16 protein-coding genes are annotated in these 16,984 nt (G+C 42.7%); 9 read left to right on the top strand and 7 right to left on the bottom strand.

The window, feature by feature from the left end; all coding sequences use genetic code 11:
- Positions 1 to 11: 11 nt before the first annotated feature.
- Positions 12 to 1,010, bottom strand: coding sequence for a TAXI family TRAP transporter solute-binding subunit (locus I8J31_RS16245; RefSeq protein ID WP_233402855.1), 999 nt, complete (start codon positions 1,008 to 1,010; stop codon positions 12 to 14).
- A 120-nt stretch (positions 1,011 to 1,130) separates the two neighbouring features.
- Here I8J31_RS16245 and I8J31_RS16240 point away from each other — a divergent pair, with 120 nt between their 5' ends.
- From I8J31_RS16240 to I8J31_RS16225, 4 genes are all read left to right on the top strand, one after another.
- Complete coding sequence (locus I8J31_RS16240) at positions 1,131 to 2,036, top strand: LysR family transcriptional regulator (RefSeq protein ID WP_199469637.1); 906 nt, start codon at positions 1,131 to 1,133, stop codon at positions 2,034 to 2,036.
- A gap of 217 nt (positions 2,037 to 2,253) precedes the next feature.
- Positions 2,254 to 2,772 carry a uridine kinase gene (locus I8J31_RS16235; RefSeq protein ID WP_199469636.1) on the top strand — a complete coding sequence of 173 codons (519 nt, stop codon included), beginning with the start codon at positions 2,254 to 2,256 and terminating at the stop codon, positions 2,770 to 2,772.
- 40 nt (positions 2,773 to 2,812) lie between these two features.
- A complete protein-coding gene (locus I8J31_RS16230) occupies positions 2,813 to 3,142 on the top strand; it encodes a DUF3392 domain-containing protein (protein ID WP_199469635.1) in 330 nt (109 codons plus the stop codon).
- Positions 3,143 to 3,405: 263 nt separating this feature from the next.
- Entirely contained in the window at positions 3,406 to 4,779 is a 1,374-nt protein-coding gene (locus tag I8J31_RS16225) for a glyceraldehyde-3-phosphate dehydrogenase (RefSeq protein ID WP_199469634.1), read from the top strand.
- A gap of 88 nt (positions 4,780 to 4,867) precedes the next feature.
- On the opposite strand, the gene I8J31_RS16220 is transcribed toward I8J31_RS16225, so the two are convergent.
- The 3 genes from I8J31_RS16220 to I8J31_RS16210 all read right to left on the bottom strand — a co-directional run bounded on the left by I8J31_RS16220 (position 4,868) and on the right by I8J31_RS16210 (position 8,163).
- Positions 4,868 to 5,638, bottom strand: coding sequence for a TSUP family transporter (locus tag I8J31_RS16220; RefSeq protein ID WP_199469633.1), 771 nt, complete (start codon positions 5,636 to 5,638; stop codon positions 4,868 to 4,870).
- Between the two features lie 96 nt (positions 5,639 to 5,734).
- The gene (glpD, locus tag I8J31_RS16215) at positions 5,735 to 7,225 is read right to left on the bottom strand and encodes a glycerol-3-phosphate dehydrogenase (protein ID WP_199469632.1); all 1,491 of its coding nucleotides are present in this window, start codon (positions 7,223 to 7,225) and stop codon (positions 5,735 to 5,737) included.
- Between the two features lie 167 nt (positions 7,226 to 7,392).
- Entirely contained in the window at positions 7,393 to 8,163 is a 771-nt protein-coding gene (locus I8J31_RS16210; RefSeq protein ID WP_199469631.1) for a DeoR/GlpR family transcriptional regulator, read from the bottom strand.
- Between the two features lie 155 nt (positions 8,164 to 8,318).
- On the opposite strand from I8J31_RS16210, the gene glpK reads away from it, so the two are divergent.
- Together glpK and I8J31_RS16200 are read left to right on the top strand one after the other, a co-directional pair.
- Positions 8,319 to 9,803 (top strand): glycerol kinase GlpK, encoded by a 1,485-nt coding sequence (gene glpK, locus I8J31_RS16205; RefSeq protein WP_199469630.1) that lies wholly within the window; start codon positions 8,319 to 8,321, stop codon positions 9,801 to 9,803.
- A 97-nt stretch (positions 9,804 to 9,900) separates the two neighbouring features.
- Positions 9,901 to 10,194, top strand: a complete 294-nt coding sequence (locus I8J31_RS16200; protein ID WP_199469629.1) for a hypothetical protein — start codon at positions 9,901 to 9,903, stop codon at positions 10,192 to 10,194.
- Positions 10,195 to 10,270: 76 nt separating this feature from the next.
- Here I8J31_RS16200 and I8J31_RS16195 read toward each other — a convergent pair whose 3' ends face one another.
- From I8J31_RS16195 to I8J31_RS16185, 3 genes are all read right to left on the bottom strand, one after another.
- Positions 10,271 to 10,786 carry a DUF501 domain-containing protein gene (locus I8J31_RS16195; RefSeq protein WP_199469628.1) on the bottom strand — a complete coding sequence of 172 codons (516 nt, stop codon included), beginning with the start codon at positions 10,784 to 10,786 and terminating at the stop codon, positions 10,271 to 10,273.
- 11 nt (positions 10,787 to 10,797) lie between these two features.
- Positions 10,798 to 11,208 carry a PilZ domain-containing protein gene (locus tag I8J31_RS16190; protein WP_199469627.1) on the bottom strand — a complete coding sequence of 137 codons (411 nt, stop codon included), beginning with the start codon at positions 11,206 to 11,208 and terminating at the stop codon, positions 10,798 to 10,800.
- A 271-nt stretch (positions 11,209 to 11,479) separates the two neighbouring features.
- Entirely contained in the window at positions 11,480 to 12,883 is a 1,404-nt protein-coding gene (locus tag I8J31_RS16185; RefSeq protein WP_199469626.1) for an aminotransferase-like domain-containing protein, read from the bottom strand.
- Positions 12,884 to 13,132: 249 nt separating this feature from the next.
- Here I8J31_RS16185 and I8J31_RS16180 point away from each other — a divergent pair, with 249 nt between their 5' ends.
- From I8J31_RS16180 to I8J31_RS16170, 3 genes are all read left to right on the top strand, one after another.
- Positions 13,133 to 15,109, top strand: a complete 1,977-nt coding sequence (locus I8J31_RS16180) for a methyl-accepting chemotaxis protein (RefSeq protein WP_199469625.1) — start codon at positions 13,133 to 13,135, stop codon at positions 15,107 to 15,109.
- An 87-nt stretch (positions 15,110 to 15,196) separates the two neighbouring features.
- Positions 15,197 to 15,676, top strand: a complete 480-nt coding sequence (locus I8J31_RS16175) for a peroxiredoxin (RefSeq protein ID WP_199469624.1) — start codon at positions 15,197 to 15,199, stop codon at positions 15,674 to 15,676.
- 298 nt (positions 15,677 to 15,974) lie between these two features.
- A complete protein-coding gene (locus I8J31_RS16170) occupies positions 15,975 to 16,982 on the top strand; it encodes an amidohydrolase family protein (RefSeq protein WP_199469623.1) in 1,008 nt (335 codons plus the stop codon).
- The last annotated feature ends 2 nt before the right edge of the window (positions 16,983 to 16,984 follow it).

The raw sequence follows: 16,984 nt of genomic DNA, 5'->3' as shown, positions 1-16,984 counted from the left end.
AATTTAAAACATTATGGTAGTAATTTTTTAGGGATGGCAATGCCGATTTCCTGATAATATCTTATCGCGCCAGGGTGAAGAGGGGCATTTACACCAACAAAATAGTCCGTGATTGGGAGGTCTCTAAAGGTTGCGCTTGACTCTGCGAGGGTGATTCTATTTTCTAAATAAGTTTTGGTTAGCTTGTAAGCTGTGTCATTCGACATGTCTTTGTTAACAGCCATCATCATTAATGTTTGCCAAGTGATAACGTCTTTTTTGTTAACTTGTCCCGGGTAGGTGTTAGCAGGGATGACTGCTGCCTGCATGCCTAACCCTTCAGGGGGAGTCATATTTTCAGCTTTTACACCTAATAACCTAATATCGTGCGATAAACTGAGCTCTGATAGGGATTGGGAGCCGAGGCCAAAAACGCCAACATAAATATCAAATTGACCGTCTTGAAAGCTTTGTGTTGCAGCTCCCCATGGCGCTTTTAGCCCATCATAGTCGTCTTTTGGTAACCCTCCTGCAGCCACTAAAGTCGTAATTTGTCTATTGGCAGCGCCTGCAGGGGGGCCAATAAATATTCTTTTACCTTTTCCGTCTGCCCAGTTTTTAATACCTGAATCTGCCCATGTGATGGCGTGATAGTAACTACCTGGCATGCTGAAAAGGCCACGGACATTTTTAGACGATTCTTTCGCAACATCCGCTATTTTTGCGTAAGGGCCGACGCCTTTTTGCAGCGCCGAAAAGGCTGGCGGCGGTACAACGGCGGCATCTAATTTGTTGCGTGCAATTTTTAGAAGGGACTTGGTGAGTGTTTGATTGAGGGCCAGTTGTACATCGACACCTGCTTTGGACCAATAGGGCGCCATGGCCTGTGGAACCATGCCGACAATGCTGTTGGCACTGGCGGATTCCATGCCGATGTTTTCAGCATAGCTAGCAGTGCTTGTTAACGCTCCAAAGCATAATAGAGTTGAAATATATAAACCGCTTTTGAGTGTTTTGATTTGTTTGAACATGTCGTCTCTCCAATATTGTTTTTATTGTTTGGTTTGTCATCAATTTATATTAGCCATTTGTCTAGGTAAAATGTTAATTTGATTTTCTAAACAATCAAAAATGAATATTGGTCATGTTCTATGGACCCAAAACACCTCATCTATCTTGTTACGATTCTTGATAAAGGCTCGATTACTTCAGCCTCTGAATATTTGTCTGTGGCGCAGCCAACCCTTACTAGGGCAATGGCGACATTAGAAATGCAGGCTGGCACTAAGCTATTTTTACGCAGTAGATATGGTGTAAAGAGTACTGAAATGGGTGAGGTATTAGCTCGTGAAGGGCGTGCAGTCATCCACGCAATGAACCTAGCAAAGGAAAAAATATCAAGCCAGAAACTGGGTTTGCGAACAGAGTTGAGAATAGCAACCGGACCTTTACTTGGTATGGGGGTGATGCCTGAAATATTGGAACGTATGACAGGAGAAAACCCTAATATTTCACTGACGGTATTAGCTGTTGCTCCTGGGTTAGGTATTGAAGCATTACAAGAAGACAAGTTTGATGTCTTATTAGCGCCATCGCCAGATGACCGTTTTTTGGAAGGGATTCATAAAGTTTTAATCAAAGAAGATGAAATCGGAATTTTTTGTGGAAAAAATCATCCGTTGGCGAAAAAGAAAAATCTTGAAGTTAAAGATTTTGAGGCGGCAGATTGGCTTAGTTTAGGGATTGCTAGTCGTTTTGAAGAACAAGTGCTTGAGTTTTTGGTTACCTATGGTATTGAAAAAATTCGCACTAAAGTTGTCTTTAGAAACGATGCCGCCATGTTGATTAAGCTTTTATCACGTGGCCGACATCTTGCCGTGTTACCGAAAATTTCTGTGTTGGCTGCTGATGATGCTTCATTGGTTGAGCTTAATATTCGTTTTGATCTGAAAATCAGTCGTGATGTTTATATGTGGACAAGAGCAAGTGTTTTGAGGCAGCCTGCTTTTCTAGCTTTTGAAAAGGTAATAAAAGACGTGTTTGAGTCATTAAAGTGAATAAATGGTGATCTACATAACCTGTTAGAGCGTTGTCAAAATGTTATTTTACTCATTTTTCACTGCTTGAGTGCAAGGATGAAATAGTGTCTTATAATATATTGGATTAAGTATTTTTTTCTGCCTGTTGTCGGGGAGAGGCTTCATCTCTGGGAGGGAAAAGGTAATGTATAGGAATAGCTATTTTAGGCTCTTTTTTGTTGTACTGATTTTGGTTATGTCTAAGCTATCTTATGCTCTAGAAGAGTCAGAATCAGAGCCTGTAAAGGAAAAGTTTTCTACAGAAGCTGAGATATTTGGTTTAAGAGTGAATGATTTAAGTCAACCGGCATTTGAAAAACAACTTACTTCTATGGGGTTGCAACCTTACCCCTCTTACCATAAAGGGGTGGCTAGCTATAGTCTGGGTCCTGATGGCATCTTGGGAATAAAAAGTCTGAATATACTTTTTAATCGTTCTGGCTACATCCGACAAGCGGTGATGTCTGGAGTGGTTACAAATAATAGCCAACGTGGCTCGATTGGTGCCTTACTAGAGAAAAAGTATGGGGAGCCTACTATTGGTTTTGTAAAAAATGGTTATGGTCGTGCTAAATGGTTGTTTCCAGATGGTACCTTTATTGAACTTCATAATACCACCTTTGATGTGTCGATTCGTTATGGCGATGAACATCCAAAAGTTCAATCTCATTCAGGTAAGATTGATGTTGAAGCCCTGTCACGAAAAGCTCGTTAAGCTAGCTTCCTATTTTTATTAGCGTGTTGTTGTATTTTCTATGTTGATTTTAGATTTTAACCTTCGTGCTGCACAGATGATGCAGCCTCACCTGAATGATATTTCTTTAGCCTTGGTAGCGACCTGTTTGGTAATCTATGGCGGCAAGATAAATAATTTTCTTAAACGGCTTGTGGCTTCTTGGATATTTATTGCGCGAGTAGCGGCATTTATTCTGATGTGTACCTTTGGCTATGGTTTGCTGACATTGTGGAGTCAGCCTTTAGTATATTGGGGGATCACACGTATTGATTTTGCCTATCGCCCCATTGTGGTGTGCGTATGTTTTTGTTTATTAGGTATTTTGGCAGAAAGAAAGCGTCATTTATAAAATAATTCATGAAATTCTCTCTCTTTTTTGGTTGCCAAATTACAACATAATAGCCACTTTTAATGGCTGAAAGCTTTGAGCTGATTAAATATGTAGTAAACTTTCTATTCCTTCCTTTTAATCTCGTTATTTTCATAAAAAAAATATTAAATCCCCGTTTTTAAAGGACTTTTCGTAGTCTTCTTACAATTTGTTTTTGCTTAATACGGACGTTAGACTTGCCAACATATTATGACAACAACGTCTTTTTTCGGGGGCAGAAAATGACAAGCACTTGGTTACAATCACTTTCACAAGCTGAATCTATGATTCCTCTTTTGGGTAAATTGGGTCGTGAAAAATCAGTTAAAGTTGAGTTGGCAGGGAAAACCTTAATGGCTGATTCTGTGACTGGTTTGATGACGGCTTTTGATCAATATCCCGAGTTAGATCTTGTGCAAGTCTATCGAGTGTTAGAGGAAGTGCTTATTAGCGGTGCATCCCATACCGTTGTTGAGCTTGAGTCGCTTATCGCAGAGGCGGATGTGGCTTCTGTGCTAGCCGCACAGACTGCAAACACTTCTGATACTCCTGTTGTTTTGTATGGTTTTGGACGTATTGGCCGTTTACTAGCTCGTCGTATGTGTACTCTAGGTCACACCACTCCTGGTATGTCTTTGGCTGCTATTGTTGTGCGTAAGGCTTGTGACAATGACCTTACTAAGCGTGCTAGCTTGCTGAAATACGATTCTGTTCATGGCACTTATGATGGCTTAGTAAAAGTTGATGAAGCTAATCAAGCTTTGATTATTAATGGCTCCCCCGTAAAAGTCATTTACGCTTCAGACCCTGCTGACGTTGATTATCAAGCATATGGCATAGACAAGGCATTATTGGTCGATAACACTGGGCGCTGGCGTGATCACGACGGTTTGAGTGTGCACTTGAACCGTCCTGGTATTGAGCGTGTTGTTTTAACCGCACCAGGCAAAGCAATGAAAAATATTGTGTTTGGTGTGAACGATGCTGATTTAACCGAAGAAGATCGTATTGTTTCGGCCGCTTCTTGTACAACTAATGCCATTACGCCGATTTTATCTGTGCTTGAAGATAAATACGGCATAGAGTCTGGTCATGTAGAAACGGTTCATGCTTACACCAATGATCAAAACCTGATTGACAATATCCATAAAGGTGATCGTCGTGGTCGTGCCGCTGGCATGAATATGGTGATGACGGAAACTGGTGCAGCAAAAGCGGTATCGAAAGCGATTCCTTCATTAGAAGGCAAACTAAGTGGTAGTGCGATTCGCGTTCCTGTTATCAATGTATCGATTGCCGTTTTAAGTTTAAATCTTAAATCTAAAGCCTCTGTTGAGGAAATTAATCAGCTTCTTAAAGTGGCTTCTAATAGCGCAGAATTGACTGGTCAGATTGGTTATAGCGATGGTGCAGATGCGGTTAGTTCTGATTTCATTGGTTCTCAACAGGCAGGTATTCTGGACTCTCTTTCCACTAAGGTAAGAGATAATCAGGCTATTTTGTATGTTTGGTACGATAATGAGTACGGTTACAGCTGTCAGGTCGTTCGTTTGATGGAAAAATTAGCACAAGCGGATATGACGAAGGCAAAGTTGCTTGAGGAACAAGCGGCTTAAAAGAAGTAGATATATAAAGTGTTATCTTACGGCGACCTACCTAGGTCGCCGTTTTTGTTTGGGCTTTTTGTTCAGCTAATGAAAAGCCTTAGTTACTAATCAGCAGTTTTACGGAAATAGCCAAGCACATGAGTATTACCATAGGGCGAATTAATTTTGCCCCTTTGGTGATGACGAGTCGTGAGCCAATTTGCGCACCAACCCATCCGCCAAGCCCCATTACAATGCCCAAAGCCCAGATAACATGACCAGTAAAAGCAAATATAGCTAATGATGATAAGTTGCTGGTGGCATTAAGTATTTTTGTATGAGCTGTAGCTGAAACCAAAGTTAGGCCCATTAGACAAAGGTAAGCAGTAGAAAAGAAGGCCCCTGTTCCGGGGCCGATCAGACCATCATAAAAACCAATGCTGGTACCGATAATAAAAGCAAACTGTATATGGCTCAGAGAGAGTTTACTGGCAATGTAAGGTTGAATTTTCGGTAAAAAGAAAAAGAAAACGGCCACGGCGATTAAAATGACTGGAACGGCTTTTAATAATAAGCTGCTGTCTAAATAGGAAACTAAAAGTGTGCCACTAATAGCACCGATAGCGGTCATAGCGATAGGTAGCCACATATCGGAGAGCTTCACTTTTCCCTTCTTGATAAAGTGGTAAGAAGCGGACACTGTGCCTGCGCAGCCTTGTAGTTTATTCGTGGCGAGCGCTTCGGCAGGGGATAGTCCTGCAGCTAATAGAACTGGTACGGTAATTAGACCGCCACCTCCAGCAATGGCATCGATGACGCCTGCTACAAATGCGGTAGCAAAGAGTAGTAGATAGACCCAAAGGGAAATGTCGAAAAACACCATATCCATATTGCTGGTTTCCTGAAGAGAGGGATACTTTCAGTAGACCAAAAAAAGCTCGTTTAGACAATGGCTTAAGCGAGCTTGTAACAATCTCTTAGTGAATTATTTGATGGCTGTTTTCACGTATTCTTCAAGTGTTTTTATTTGTTCATCGTGAAGCTCAAGACCTAATTTACTACGACGCCATAGAATATCTTCTGCTGAGCGTGCCCATTCATGATGGATAAGATAGTCCACTTCCAATTGATATAAGCCTTCGCCAAAATGTTGGCCTAATTCGTCTTTTGAATTGGCTTCGTTGAGTAGGGTATGGGTTAAAGTGCCGTAGCTATTTGCAAATCTATGGGCTAAATGAGCGCCGAGGAAAGGGTAGCTCAGTTGTAGCTTTAGAGTAAAAGCATCCAAAGACATGTTTAAGTCGCCACCGGGAAGTGGTTTTTTATGGGTCCATTCTGGCCCTAGTGTGTCAAAGTAAGGGGATAGCTTACGCATGGCCGAGAGAGCCAGTTTACGGTAGGTGGTGATTTTTCCGCCAAAAATACTTAGTAGCGGCGCTTTGTCTTGTTCATCATCCAAGTGCAGGGTGTAATCGCGTGTGACAGCGGAAGGGTCATCCGATTCGTCCTCTAATAGCGGGCGTACGCCAGAATAATTCCAAATGACATCCTTAGCTGTGAGTGCTTTTTTGAAGTGGTCATTGGCGACACTCAATATGTATTGGGTTTCCTCTTCAGAAATACTTACCTGATTTGGATCGCCTTTATATTCCATATCGGTTGTGCCCAGTAGGGTATATTTTTCGCGATAGGGAATGGCAAATACGATGCGCTTATCTGTGTTTTGCATAATAAAGGCATTAGAGTGCTGATACATTTTTGGCACGACTATATGGCTGCCTTTGATCATGCGGATACCATAGGGTGCTTTTTGTTGTAAGCCTGTCTCGATGAAGGAGGATACCCAAGGGCCGGCAGCATTAACTAAGGCATCAGCAGTCACTGTTTTAGTCTGTAAGCTAATTTGATCTTCTAAGGTGATGTGCCATTGATTATTCATTCGTTTTGCAGAGGTACAACGAGTACGAGCAAAAATAGCGGCCCCATTCTGTTGTGCACTTAAGGCATTTGTTACCACTAGGCGCGCGTCATCTACCCAACAGTCTGAATATTCGAAGCCTTGGGTTATATCGTGCTTTAGAGGGCTGTCTGGACCATATTTCACCCCGTGGGAGCCAGGTAATGTTTCCCGTTTGCCTAAGGTGTCATAAAGAAATAGGCCGATACGTATTAGCCAAGCTGGACGTAAGTGAGGGCGATGAGGCATTTGAAAGCGCATGGGGGTTACAAGGTGAGGGGCGACTTTTAATAGTACTTCTCTTTCCGTTAGGGCTTCTTTTACTAAACGAAACTCATAATGCTCCAAATAACGTAAACCACCATGAATCAACTTGCTGCTGGAGGAAGAGGTGGCGTGGGCTAGATCGTCCATTTCACATAGACCGACGTCTAAACCACGACCTGCTGCATCAGCCGCAATGCCTGTTCCGTTTATGCCGCCCCCAACAATAAATAGGTCGAAATGATTGTCCGTCATATTGAGCCTCATGTTCGTAAAATGAATACAAAATGTTCGAAAGTGAACATATTTATTCGATACTAAACCTCTATTTGCTTGCTGACAAGCAAGTGAGATGAAGTTTTTATGAATATTGAGATTAGTTTTAGTTTTCTGAAAGCCTATGAAGAAGCACCCTAAGTGGGTTATTTAGGTGTGCAAAGCTCTAAACGTACCTTGTGTTCTTTCATTAAGTTAGTAATGTCTTTTGGTGGTTGTTCATCGGTAAATAGCCGATCAACTTGGGTAATATTGCCCAATCTGACAACAGCGTTACGGCCAAATTTACCGCTATCTGCAGCTAAGAAAACAGTGCGGGAATTCGATATGATGCTTTGTGCAACTCGGACTTCTTGGTAGTCGTAATCTAATAATGATCCATCGTGTGGATCGATACCACTAATACCGACTATGCCGAAGTCAACGCGGAATTGATTGATGAAATCTATGGTTGCTTCTCCCATCACTCCGCCGTCACGGGACCGAACGGTACCGCCAGCAATAATTACGGTAAAGTCTTCTTTACTGCTCAATATTGCGGCAACATTGAGGTTGTTGGTAATGACTTGTAGCCCTTGGTGATTAAGTAGAGCGCGAGCGACGGTCTCTGTGGTGGTGCCAATATTGATAAAGAGCGAAGCGTGATTGGGGATTTCTTCTGCGATACGCTTGGCAATGTGCTCTTTGGCTGGCAGTTGTAGGATCTGTCTGGTGGCGTAGGCGACGTTGGTAGTACTGGAATCATAGCTGGCTCCGCCATGGTGACGACGTATTTGCTCTGCTTTTGCTAAGGCGTTGATATCACGGCGTATGGTTTGAGGAGTGACGGCAAACCTGCTAGCTAGTTCGTCTATTGTCACATAGCCGTTTTCTTTTACGATGGCGACAATTTTGTCTTGGCGAGTGAGTTGGCTCATGTCGATTTTTACTCCCAAAAAAGGTTGTCACTTGCTAAACGAGTGTACATTGGTTTTTAATAGAGATATTCGTATTTGAATATCTATGTTCATAAAACAAAAATAATCGGCTTGTTTGGCTGCTGAGTAGCCAACGATTTCAAAGAGAACCCGCCATGACCCATTATATTCTTGCTATCGATCAGGGTACTACTAGCTCACGCGCTATTTTATTTGATGAAAGAGGCGTTCGAATTGGTCAATCTCAGCAAGAGTTTCCACAGCTCTTTCCCCATGATGCTTGGGTCGAACATGACCCAGAAGATATCTGGTCGTCTACTTTGTCTGTTTGTCGCTCTGTGCTTAAGGATACAGGTATCGATGCGCAAGCGGTAGCAAGTATCGGTATCACCAATCAGCGCGAAACCACGATACTTTGGGATACACAAACAGGTCAACCCGTCTACAATGCTATCGTCTGGCAAGATCGACGTACTAGTGCCTTTTGCCAAAGCCTTAGTGAGCAAGGCTTGGGAGATAAGGTTCAAGAAAAAACGGGGTTGTTGATTGATCCTTATTTTTCGGCAACGAAAATTCGTTGGGTGCTAGATAATGTAGAAGGGGCTCGAGATAAGGCAAAAGCAGGGCGGCTTGCTTTTGGGACTGTCGACAGTTTTTTATTGTGGCGTTTAACCAATGGTCAATCTCACAAAACCGATGCAACCAATGCCGCGCGTACCATGGCGTTTAATATTCATACTCAAGAATGGGATAAAGAGCTCATTCAGCTATTGGGTATCGAAGAGGTATTGTGGCCAGAAGTTATGGATTGCAGTGCCGATTTTGGTGTTGTTGATTCGTCTTGGTTGGGAGCAGAAATTCCAATCAACGGTATTGCTGGTGATCAGCAGGCGGCGTTGATTGGTCAAGCATGTTTTTTGCCCGGCATGGTAAAGAGTACTTATGGCACAGGGTGTTTTTTGATTCTAAATACGGGCGATCAAGCCATCCGTTCAGAGCACAAGCTACTTACCACAGTTGGTTATCGCTTAAAGGGTAAAGTCACCTATGCATTAGAGGGCAGTATCTTTGTTGCAGGGGCCGCGATCCAATGGTTACGTGATGGTTTAAAATTGTTTTCTGATGCGAAAGAAACACAAAGTTTGGCTCAGCAGGCGCTGAATGACGATTCTGTTTATCTGGTGCCTGCCTTTACTGGCTTAGGTGCTCCTTATTGGGATCCAGATGCCCGTGGCGCCATGATAGGTTTGACTCGTGATACTGGTGTTGCCGACATTGTCAGTGCGGGTTTACGTTCGGTTTGTTATCAAACGAGAGATTTAGTTGGGGCAATGGCGCAAGATGGTGCTACATTTAATTCTTTACGTGTTGATGGGGGAATGGTAATAAATGACGTGATGGTGCAGTTTCTTAGTGACTTACTGGAAATCACCGTCGAGCGTCCTCGTGTTACGGAAACAACCGCGTTGGGTGTCGCATTTTTGGCTGGTCTGCATGTTGGCTTATATAAGTCCTTGGATGAAGTCGCGACATTATGGCAGGCGGATAAGTGCTTTGAGCCAAAAATGGCAAGCGGAACCGGAGATCGTTTGTATCAAGGTTGGCAACAGGCAGTAGATCGTGTTCGTACACGGGACTAATAAAATGTTACGTTTTTCTACATCCAATTTCTTGTACCATGAATTAGATATCGTTACCGTAATAAACAGGTAGCTTTATAAAGGAAGGTTTAAAAATATGTCAGAGCAATTTGCTGAAGTGCAACAAGATGATTTTATGAAGTTTGGTGGGGAACGCCCAAGCTATTTAGGGATAGAAGATGCACTAATGGCTTTAGGTGGTCATGGTGTTAATGGCAATAATTTCAAAAATGATATGGTCAAATTGGCTGGTTGGACTGGTGGTGCTTTGACAACGTACGCTCAGCGCCCAGCCGTTGCGCAAGCCGCTTTTAATAAAATTCGTGAAGCTCTGCCGAAAGCAAAAACCGCAGAAGAGTTGAGGGAATTATTGAGCCCAGTAATAGACTGAAACAGGTTTATTTACTCAACATATAAAAAGGGAACCTCATCTTCTGTGGTTCCCTTTTTTAGCTGTGTACTTTGCATTATTCCGCGTCAGCAACTGCTCTAATGTTATATTCTTCGTCCAGTAAACGTCCAATGGCGTTATTACCTGCCAAATGATGTGCGTACTGCATATGTAGGCAGCGTACTTGATCCCAACTGGCGATACCACCAATGCCTAATTTATCAAATAAGTGAGTAAAGCCTTTGGCTTCGATAATGGCTTTATGCTTGTCACTCATTACTGCCCAGCGCCGAGCAATATAGTCTCGGTGGGAGGCGTAATGGGCTTCTCTTAGTTCTTCATCATCTCGGATTCGTTGCTCGAGTTCCTTTACTACGCCTTGGCTTTCTATTTTGGCCAGCGCTTTGTCAATTGCTTTGCTAGATAGCCAGTAGAGTGTTGGGAAAGGCTGATCGAAAACCCAAGTTTCCATTTCTAGGACTTGTGGGATGCCATTGGGAGAGTAATGTGCGATGGCGCTAATGCCGGTTGGTGTACGGCCGAGCTGTGTGGTGATAATGTCGATATCACATTGCGAGAGCGATTGAGTCATGATGTCTTAAATTAGAGGATGAATGCGGGAAAGTTGGCAGCGAATTTTTGAATCCATTCAGCGGCGGCCTCATTGTAGTTTAGTCGTCGGCCTTCGCTTTTTGCTTGGCGTCGATAATGCTCAATTTGAGATAGTTGTTCTATCATACGTACACTGTAGCATTCTTCTTTAGTGGGGAATTCAATCGCAATTTGGTAGCCGTCAACTTCTTTGTTGCACCAAGCTACTCGTCCAGAGACGCAAAAATTTGGGTCGATTTCTTCTAAAGTGATTCTTACAGAGCGTCCATTATCAAAGGGACGAGACGTAAAATATGTGATGCCGATAAACCCAGACCTTTCTCTATTTATTTGAGGGAAGGGCTGATCCTCAATTAGAGTGATTTCTAATGGGAGGTCTTTCGGATGTGCAACAAATTCCATCGCAACAAGCCAGCTACTATTTCAGGTATTTAAGTTATCGGCCAAAGTGGCAGAGTGTTTATAAAAAGAATGCGAATTGTACGCTTTTTGCCCTGCCTGTACAGGCGAATTTTAAGATGGTTTGCATAATCTTCATAGTTTTAATCTATATGAAGAAGTGTCCACCTTGCAATGTCAATCACTATCGCACTTTTTAGCGACGGTATTTGTTAAATGATGCTGTAAATGTTAGTTGGTTCTGTATGCATGTGTTGCTGGGTCGTGAATGGTTTTACTGGTGACAAAGTTGCCCGAGTCTTCGCAGTGCTGCATCTGTTTTATTGTCCCAACTTAGTGCGTAGTTGAGTCGAAAGTGGTGGCTAAATTGGCTAGTTAAGCTAAAAGCCAGTCCAGGCAGTATGCCTATACCATTTTCTAGGGCTTTTTCATGGAGCTGCATGGTATTCACGCTGTCTGGGAGGGTAACCCAAAGCAAAAAACCACCTTTTGGGGATGAGACCTGAGTACCTACTGGAAAGTGTTCTAATATGAGGCTTTGGCAGCGAGAGAGATTCTCTTGATAAGTCATGCGTGTTTTGCGGAGGTGCCTGTCATAGGCACCATTTTCTAGAAAGTTTGCTATGGCCGTTTGGGTGAGTGTTGGTGTTGCTAGTGATTGAACATAAGCATGGTGCTCAATCCTTTGTTGAAAATGACCGCCTATTACCCAGCCAATACGGAACCCCGGCGCGATACTTTTAGAGAAAGAGCTGCAATAGATTATGCTGTCATTTGTATCGTCCGCTTTAAGTGCTCGTTCACGCTTTCCTAGATAACTTAGTTCACCGTAAACGTCGTCTTCAATAAGGGTTAAATTATGCTGCTTTGATAGCTCTATTAGCCGTTTTCTTGATGGACTACTTAAGCTTGCACCTGTTGGGTTTTGGTTATTCGGTGTCACTATGCATGCCTTGATATCCCACTCCATAGCGGCTTTATCTAACAGGTCTAAATCGATACCTCCTTCACTGAGGCAAGGAACTTCAATGGCTTTTAGATTAAGTACTTCAATGGCTTGTAGAATACCATGATAGGTTGGGCTTTCGATGGCAATGGTATCTCCCGCATTGGCTACGGCCTGTAGAGAGAGCATTAAAGCATTTTGGCAACCCAGAGTAATAGTGATGTCATCAGGCTGTAATTGGCAGCCAGTGTCTAGCATTCTGATGGCAATTTGACGCCGTAAGTTGAGAGACCCCGGCGTGAATTCATAAGCGGTACATATTTCTGGTGCCAGACGCATTAAACGACCGACAGAGCGTTGTAGTTGGCGGATAGGTAAAAATTGACTGGCAGGGACAGTGGCATCAAATTGAATCAGTTTATCGTTTTGAGAGGGACGTAAAAGGCGCTTTAATAAAGCGTGAGTATTGCCATCATTTTCAGCTGGAGCAATTTTTGCAGGCTCTATTTTCTGGGGTTGATGTTCTTGGACGAAATAGCCTTTTTGTGGGCGTGCTTTTATGACGCCTCTGTCTTCAAGCAGGCTGTAGGCTTGCAAAATTGTAGCGACACTGACTTCCATCTGTTTACTGGATTTGCGAACTGATGGAATCTTTGAGCCTGGCAGGAAAATGCCTTCATGAACCTGATGTGCTATTTGGTCGGCAATTTTTTCGTAAAGGGGGCGATCCATAAAGTATTAGCCGAAGTCTTCAAGGAAATAGGCCAATTTACCAGATTGATCCATTGAAAGAAATCTATGGGAAGGAGAGTGTCGCATTTAGGCGCTTCATTAAATTTAAATAGTGTAGAGTGATTGTGCTAAAAGTTGTCTTTTTGGTCAGGTCGCTGGCATTATTTGGTGTTATATTATGTAATCTTGTGTAACGTTCGGATAATCCGTAATTTATCGTTAGTTTGTCTAGACATTTAGAGGTTGAGTATGTCGTTATCTGTTATCCAAAGGATCTTATTGGGCTTTGGGATTCTTTTACTCTTGTTGTTAACGCTTGCAGCTTCAGGCTTTAGCGGTATTCAAAAAATTGAAAACCGATTAAATGTGGTAACAGGGGATGTTGCTAATATTTCCGCTTCCAGTAGTCGACTACGAGAAGTGCTATCGTCAGCGAATGCTTCTGTTCTACAGTATTTGCTGAGTAACTCTCCTGATGCCTTAGTAAGCTTAGAAGAAAAATTTCAGAGTCAACAAGCAGGTTATAGTGAGATACATAAACAGCTAGAAACTCAGTTGCAGCCACTTCCTGAGATGGAAGGGGTGCTGAACAGCATCAATACGGAAGCGGTGAATTTCTTCGAATATACCAAAGTGGCTTTTGCCAATCACAAACTAGGTTTGGAGTTAACCTCGGCTATCGTTAATGAAAAACTTGATTTAAAAGATTCGGTGAGTTTTGCCGTTGAAGATTTAACTCTGCTTGAAGAAGATGGTGATAACTCAGAGATAAAATTTGCAGCGTCCTATATGCGTAGCCAAATGGAAAGTTTACAAGTATCGGTTAGTGATTATTTTGATCTCCATAACTTGGAAGATATGGCGAGTCTAAGAGAAGATATGGCTGCCACTATCTCGGGCATTAAAGATAAGCAAGCTTATGTTAAAGATGACAGTATCAACGACCTTGTGCATGAAGTAGAAATTGGAACAACCGCCGATGAGGGGGTGATTGCCAAGTACTATGAGAACCTTCGCTTGAGTCAAGAATCCGAGGCGTTAGCCGAGCAGCTTTCAGATAGTATGGAAAAGTTGAATGGGTTTACAAAAACCTTGTTGATTGAGGCCTCCACTATGAGGGCCAAAGCCAAAGTTGAGGCCAATGATGCAGCGACTTTATCAATTTATATTATGTCTATAGTTTTGGTTATTTCAGTGCTTATTGCTGTGCTGGTGGCCTTATGGGTTAGTCGTAGCATTCGTTTACCGTTAAAAGAAGTGATGAATGTGCTAGGGAAAATCTCGGAAGGTGATTTTACCCAGCGTAGTAAAGTGAAAACGAAAGACGAGTTTGGAGAGTTATCCCGTTGGGTTAACGACCTAGTCGCCAAGCTACAAGGTGTTTTGGTTGAAATTGAACGAGCGTCTAATAATGTGGCTGAATCAGCGCAAAGTAATGTACGCCTAGCAGGTGAATCAAAACGTCTGATGGGAGCTCAAAATGACAAAACCACTGGCGTTGCGTCGGCCATGACAGAAATGGCTGCAACGGTTCACCAAGTGGCAAAAAGTTCAGAAATTACGTTACACCAAATCCAGCAAGTAGATCAGAGTGCCACGCAGAATCGATCCAGCATGGATCAGAACATTCAAAAAATAGAAGGCTTGGTTGAGCAAATCGAAGAGTCGACTAGAGTAGTTAATCAACTGGATGAACATTCGAAAGATATTGGTCGTATTCTCGAAGTGATCCAAGGTATTGCTGAGCAAACTAACTTACTGGCTTTGAACGCGGCTATTGAGGCGGCTCGAGCTGGAGAGCAAGGGCGAGGCTTCGCCGTTGTTGCTGACGAAGTTCGTACCTTGGCAACCAGAACACATAGCTCGACAGAGGAAATTCAGAATGTCATTGTTCAGTTACAGGCAGGTGTAAGTAAGACGGTGGAAAGCATGGAAGTGAGCCGTAAGAGTGCTCATAGTAGTGTTGATGAAGCCCATGCGGTAGGGGAATCCCTTGCTGAGTTACAGGAGCACATGGTTGAAATCCGAGACTTGAGTACTCAGATTGCCACAGCGGCTGAGCAGCAATCCGCAGTGGCGAACGAGATCAGCCAAAATGTATTGGAAATCTCAAGCATGTCTGATCAAGCATCCCTTGGGGCGGATCAAAGTGAAAAAGACAGCTCTGGATTATCTGAGCTTGCATCCCACCAAAAACACCTTTTGAGTCAATTTAAGACGGCTTAACCTCTCCCCTAAAGGCCCATGCAGATTTGCAATGGGCCTTTAATGCTTTAAAGTAAGCAAAATTTACTATTCGGGAGATTAAACGGAATGTCGATACATATCGGTGACATGTTACCTAGAGGACAGTTTCAAGTAATGGGCGAAGAAGGCCCTGATACGGTAGATGTAACTGAGTTTTTTTCTGGTAAAACGGTATTAATGTTTGCTGTGCCGGGTGCTTTTACGCCAACTTGCAGTGCTAGTCACCTCCCTGGTTTTGTTGTGCATTATGATGCTTTAAAGGAAAAAGGCATTGATGAGGTTGTCTGTTTATCAGTTAATGATGTGTTTGTTATGCATGCATGGGGACAAGCCAATAATGCGGAAAACTTGGTAATGGCAGCGGATGGTCTAGCTGAATTTACTTGCTCCTTAGGTTTAGAGTTAGATATTTCGGCTGCCAAAATGGGTATTCGTAGTTTGCGTTATGCCATGTTAGTGAGTAACGGCATTGTTCAGCAGTTATGGCTGGATGAGCCAGGTGAGTATAAGGTGAGTTCGGCGGAATATGTGCTGTCTCAGCTTTAATTTTCTCATGATCAAAAAAAGCCGCAATTGCGGCTTTTTTTGTGCCTAGTGCTTTGATAATAAAGAATGTGAAAAGTGCGGTTTGCACTTCTTGTCTTTATATGGGGAATGTTGGTATTGGAAAAATGCAAACAAACCCTATCTCAAAATACAATACCCTTTCGGTTAAATTGAAATAGCCAAACTCTCTTCAGAAAACAATACTCTAAACCAGATAAAGTGATGGGTTTTATATGACCAGTTTCAATAGAGCCTATCCTAATGAGTTTGTTACCTTAAATAAGAAAGAGACAGTAGCATGATTATAGATTGCCATGGACATTACACGACAACACCACCGGGTGTGGGTGAGTACCGAGATAAGCAAAAAGAACAAGTAGCCAAAGATCCTTCTTTTGTAGGTGAGAAAGGTAAGGTAATTGTTTCTGATGATGAAATCCGCGACAGTATTATCAACAACCAACTGCGCTTACAACAGGAACGCGGTACTGACCTGACGATCTTTTCGCCTCGTGCTAGCTGGATGGGCCACCATATCGGTAATGAGTACACTAGCCAATATTGGACAGAGCATCAAAATGATCTGATTCGTCGTGTGTGTGACCTTTTCCCAGACAATTTTGCTCCGGTAGCGCAATTACCTCAATCGCCTGGTGTCGATCCAGCTAAATCCGTTGGTGAAATTGTGCGTACCATTGAGCAAATGGGCTTTCTTGGCATCAATTTGAACCCAGACCCAAGTGGTGGTTACTGGCAAGATAAGTCTTTAGGAGATCGTTCTTTTTACCCTATCTACGAAAAAATGTGTGAATACGATATTCCTGCCATGATTCATGTGAGTGCGGCCTGTAATGATTGTTTCCACACCACGGGGTCTCATTATCTTGGAGCCGATACAACAGGCTTTCAACAGCTAATGATGTCTGATGTATTTAAAGACTTTCCAGAACTGAAAATAATCATTCCTCATGGCGGCGGTGCTGTTCCTTATCACTGGGGACGTTTCCGTGGTATGGCACAAGACCAAGGTTTCGATCTTGCCGAGCGTGTATTGAATAACGTTTACTTTGATACCTGTGTTTACCATCAGCGCGGCATTGATCTTTTATTGGATATCATTCCGACGAAAAACATCTTGTTTGCCTCTGAAATGATTGGCGCAGTTCGTGGTATTGACCCAGAAACCGGTCATTATTTTGATGATACTAAGCGTTACATTGATAACAACAAGGTATTGAATGCAGAGCAAAAACAAGCCATCTTTGAAGACAATGCACGTCGCGTCTTCTCTAGACTGAAAGTGTAAGG

Source organism: Marinomonas transparens (genome assembly GCF_016463975.1).
Classification (GTDB): Bacteria; Pseudomonadota; Gammaproteobacteria; order Pseudomonadales; family Marinomonadaceae; genus Marinomonas; species Marinomonas transparens.
The sequence above is the reverse complement of the archived record's forward strand: the minus strand, read 5'-3'. Positions and strand labels throughout refer to the sequence as shown.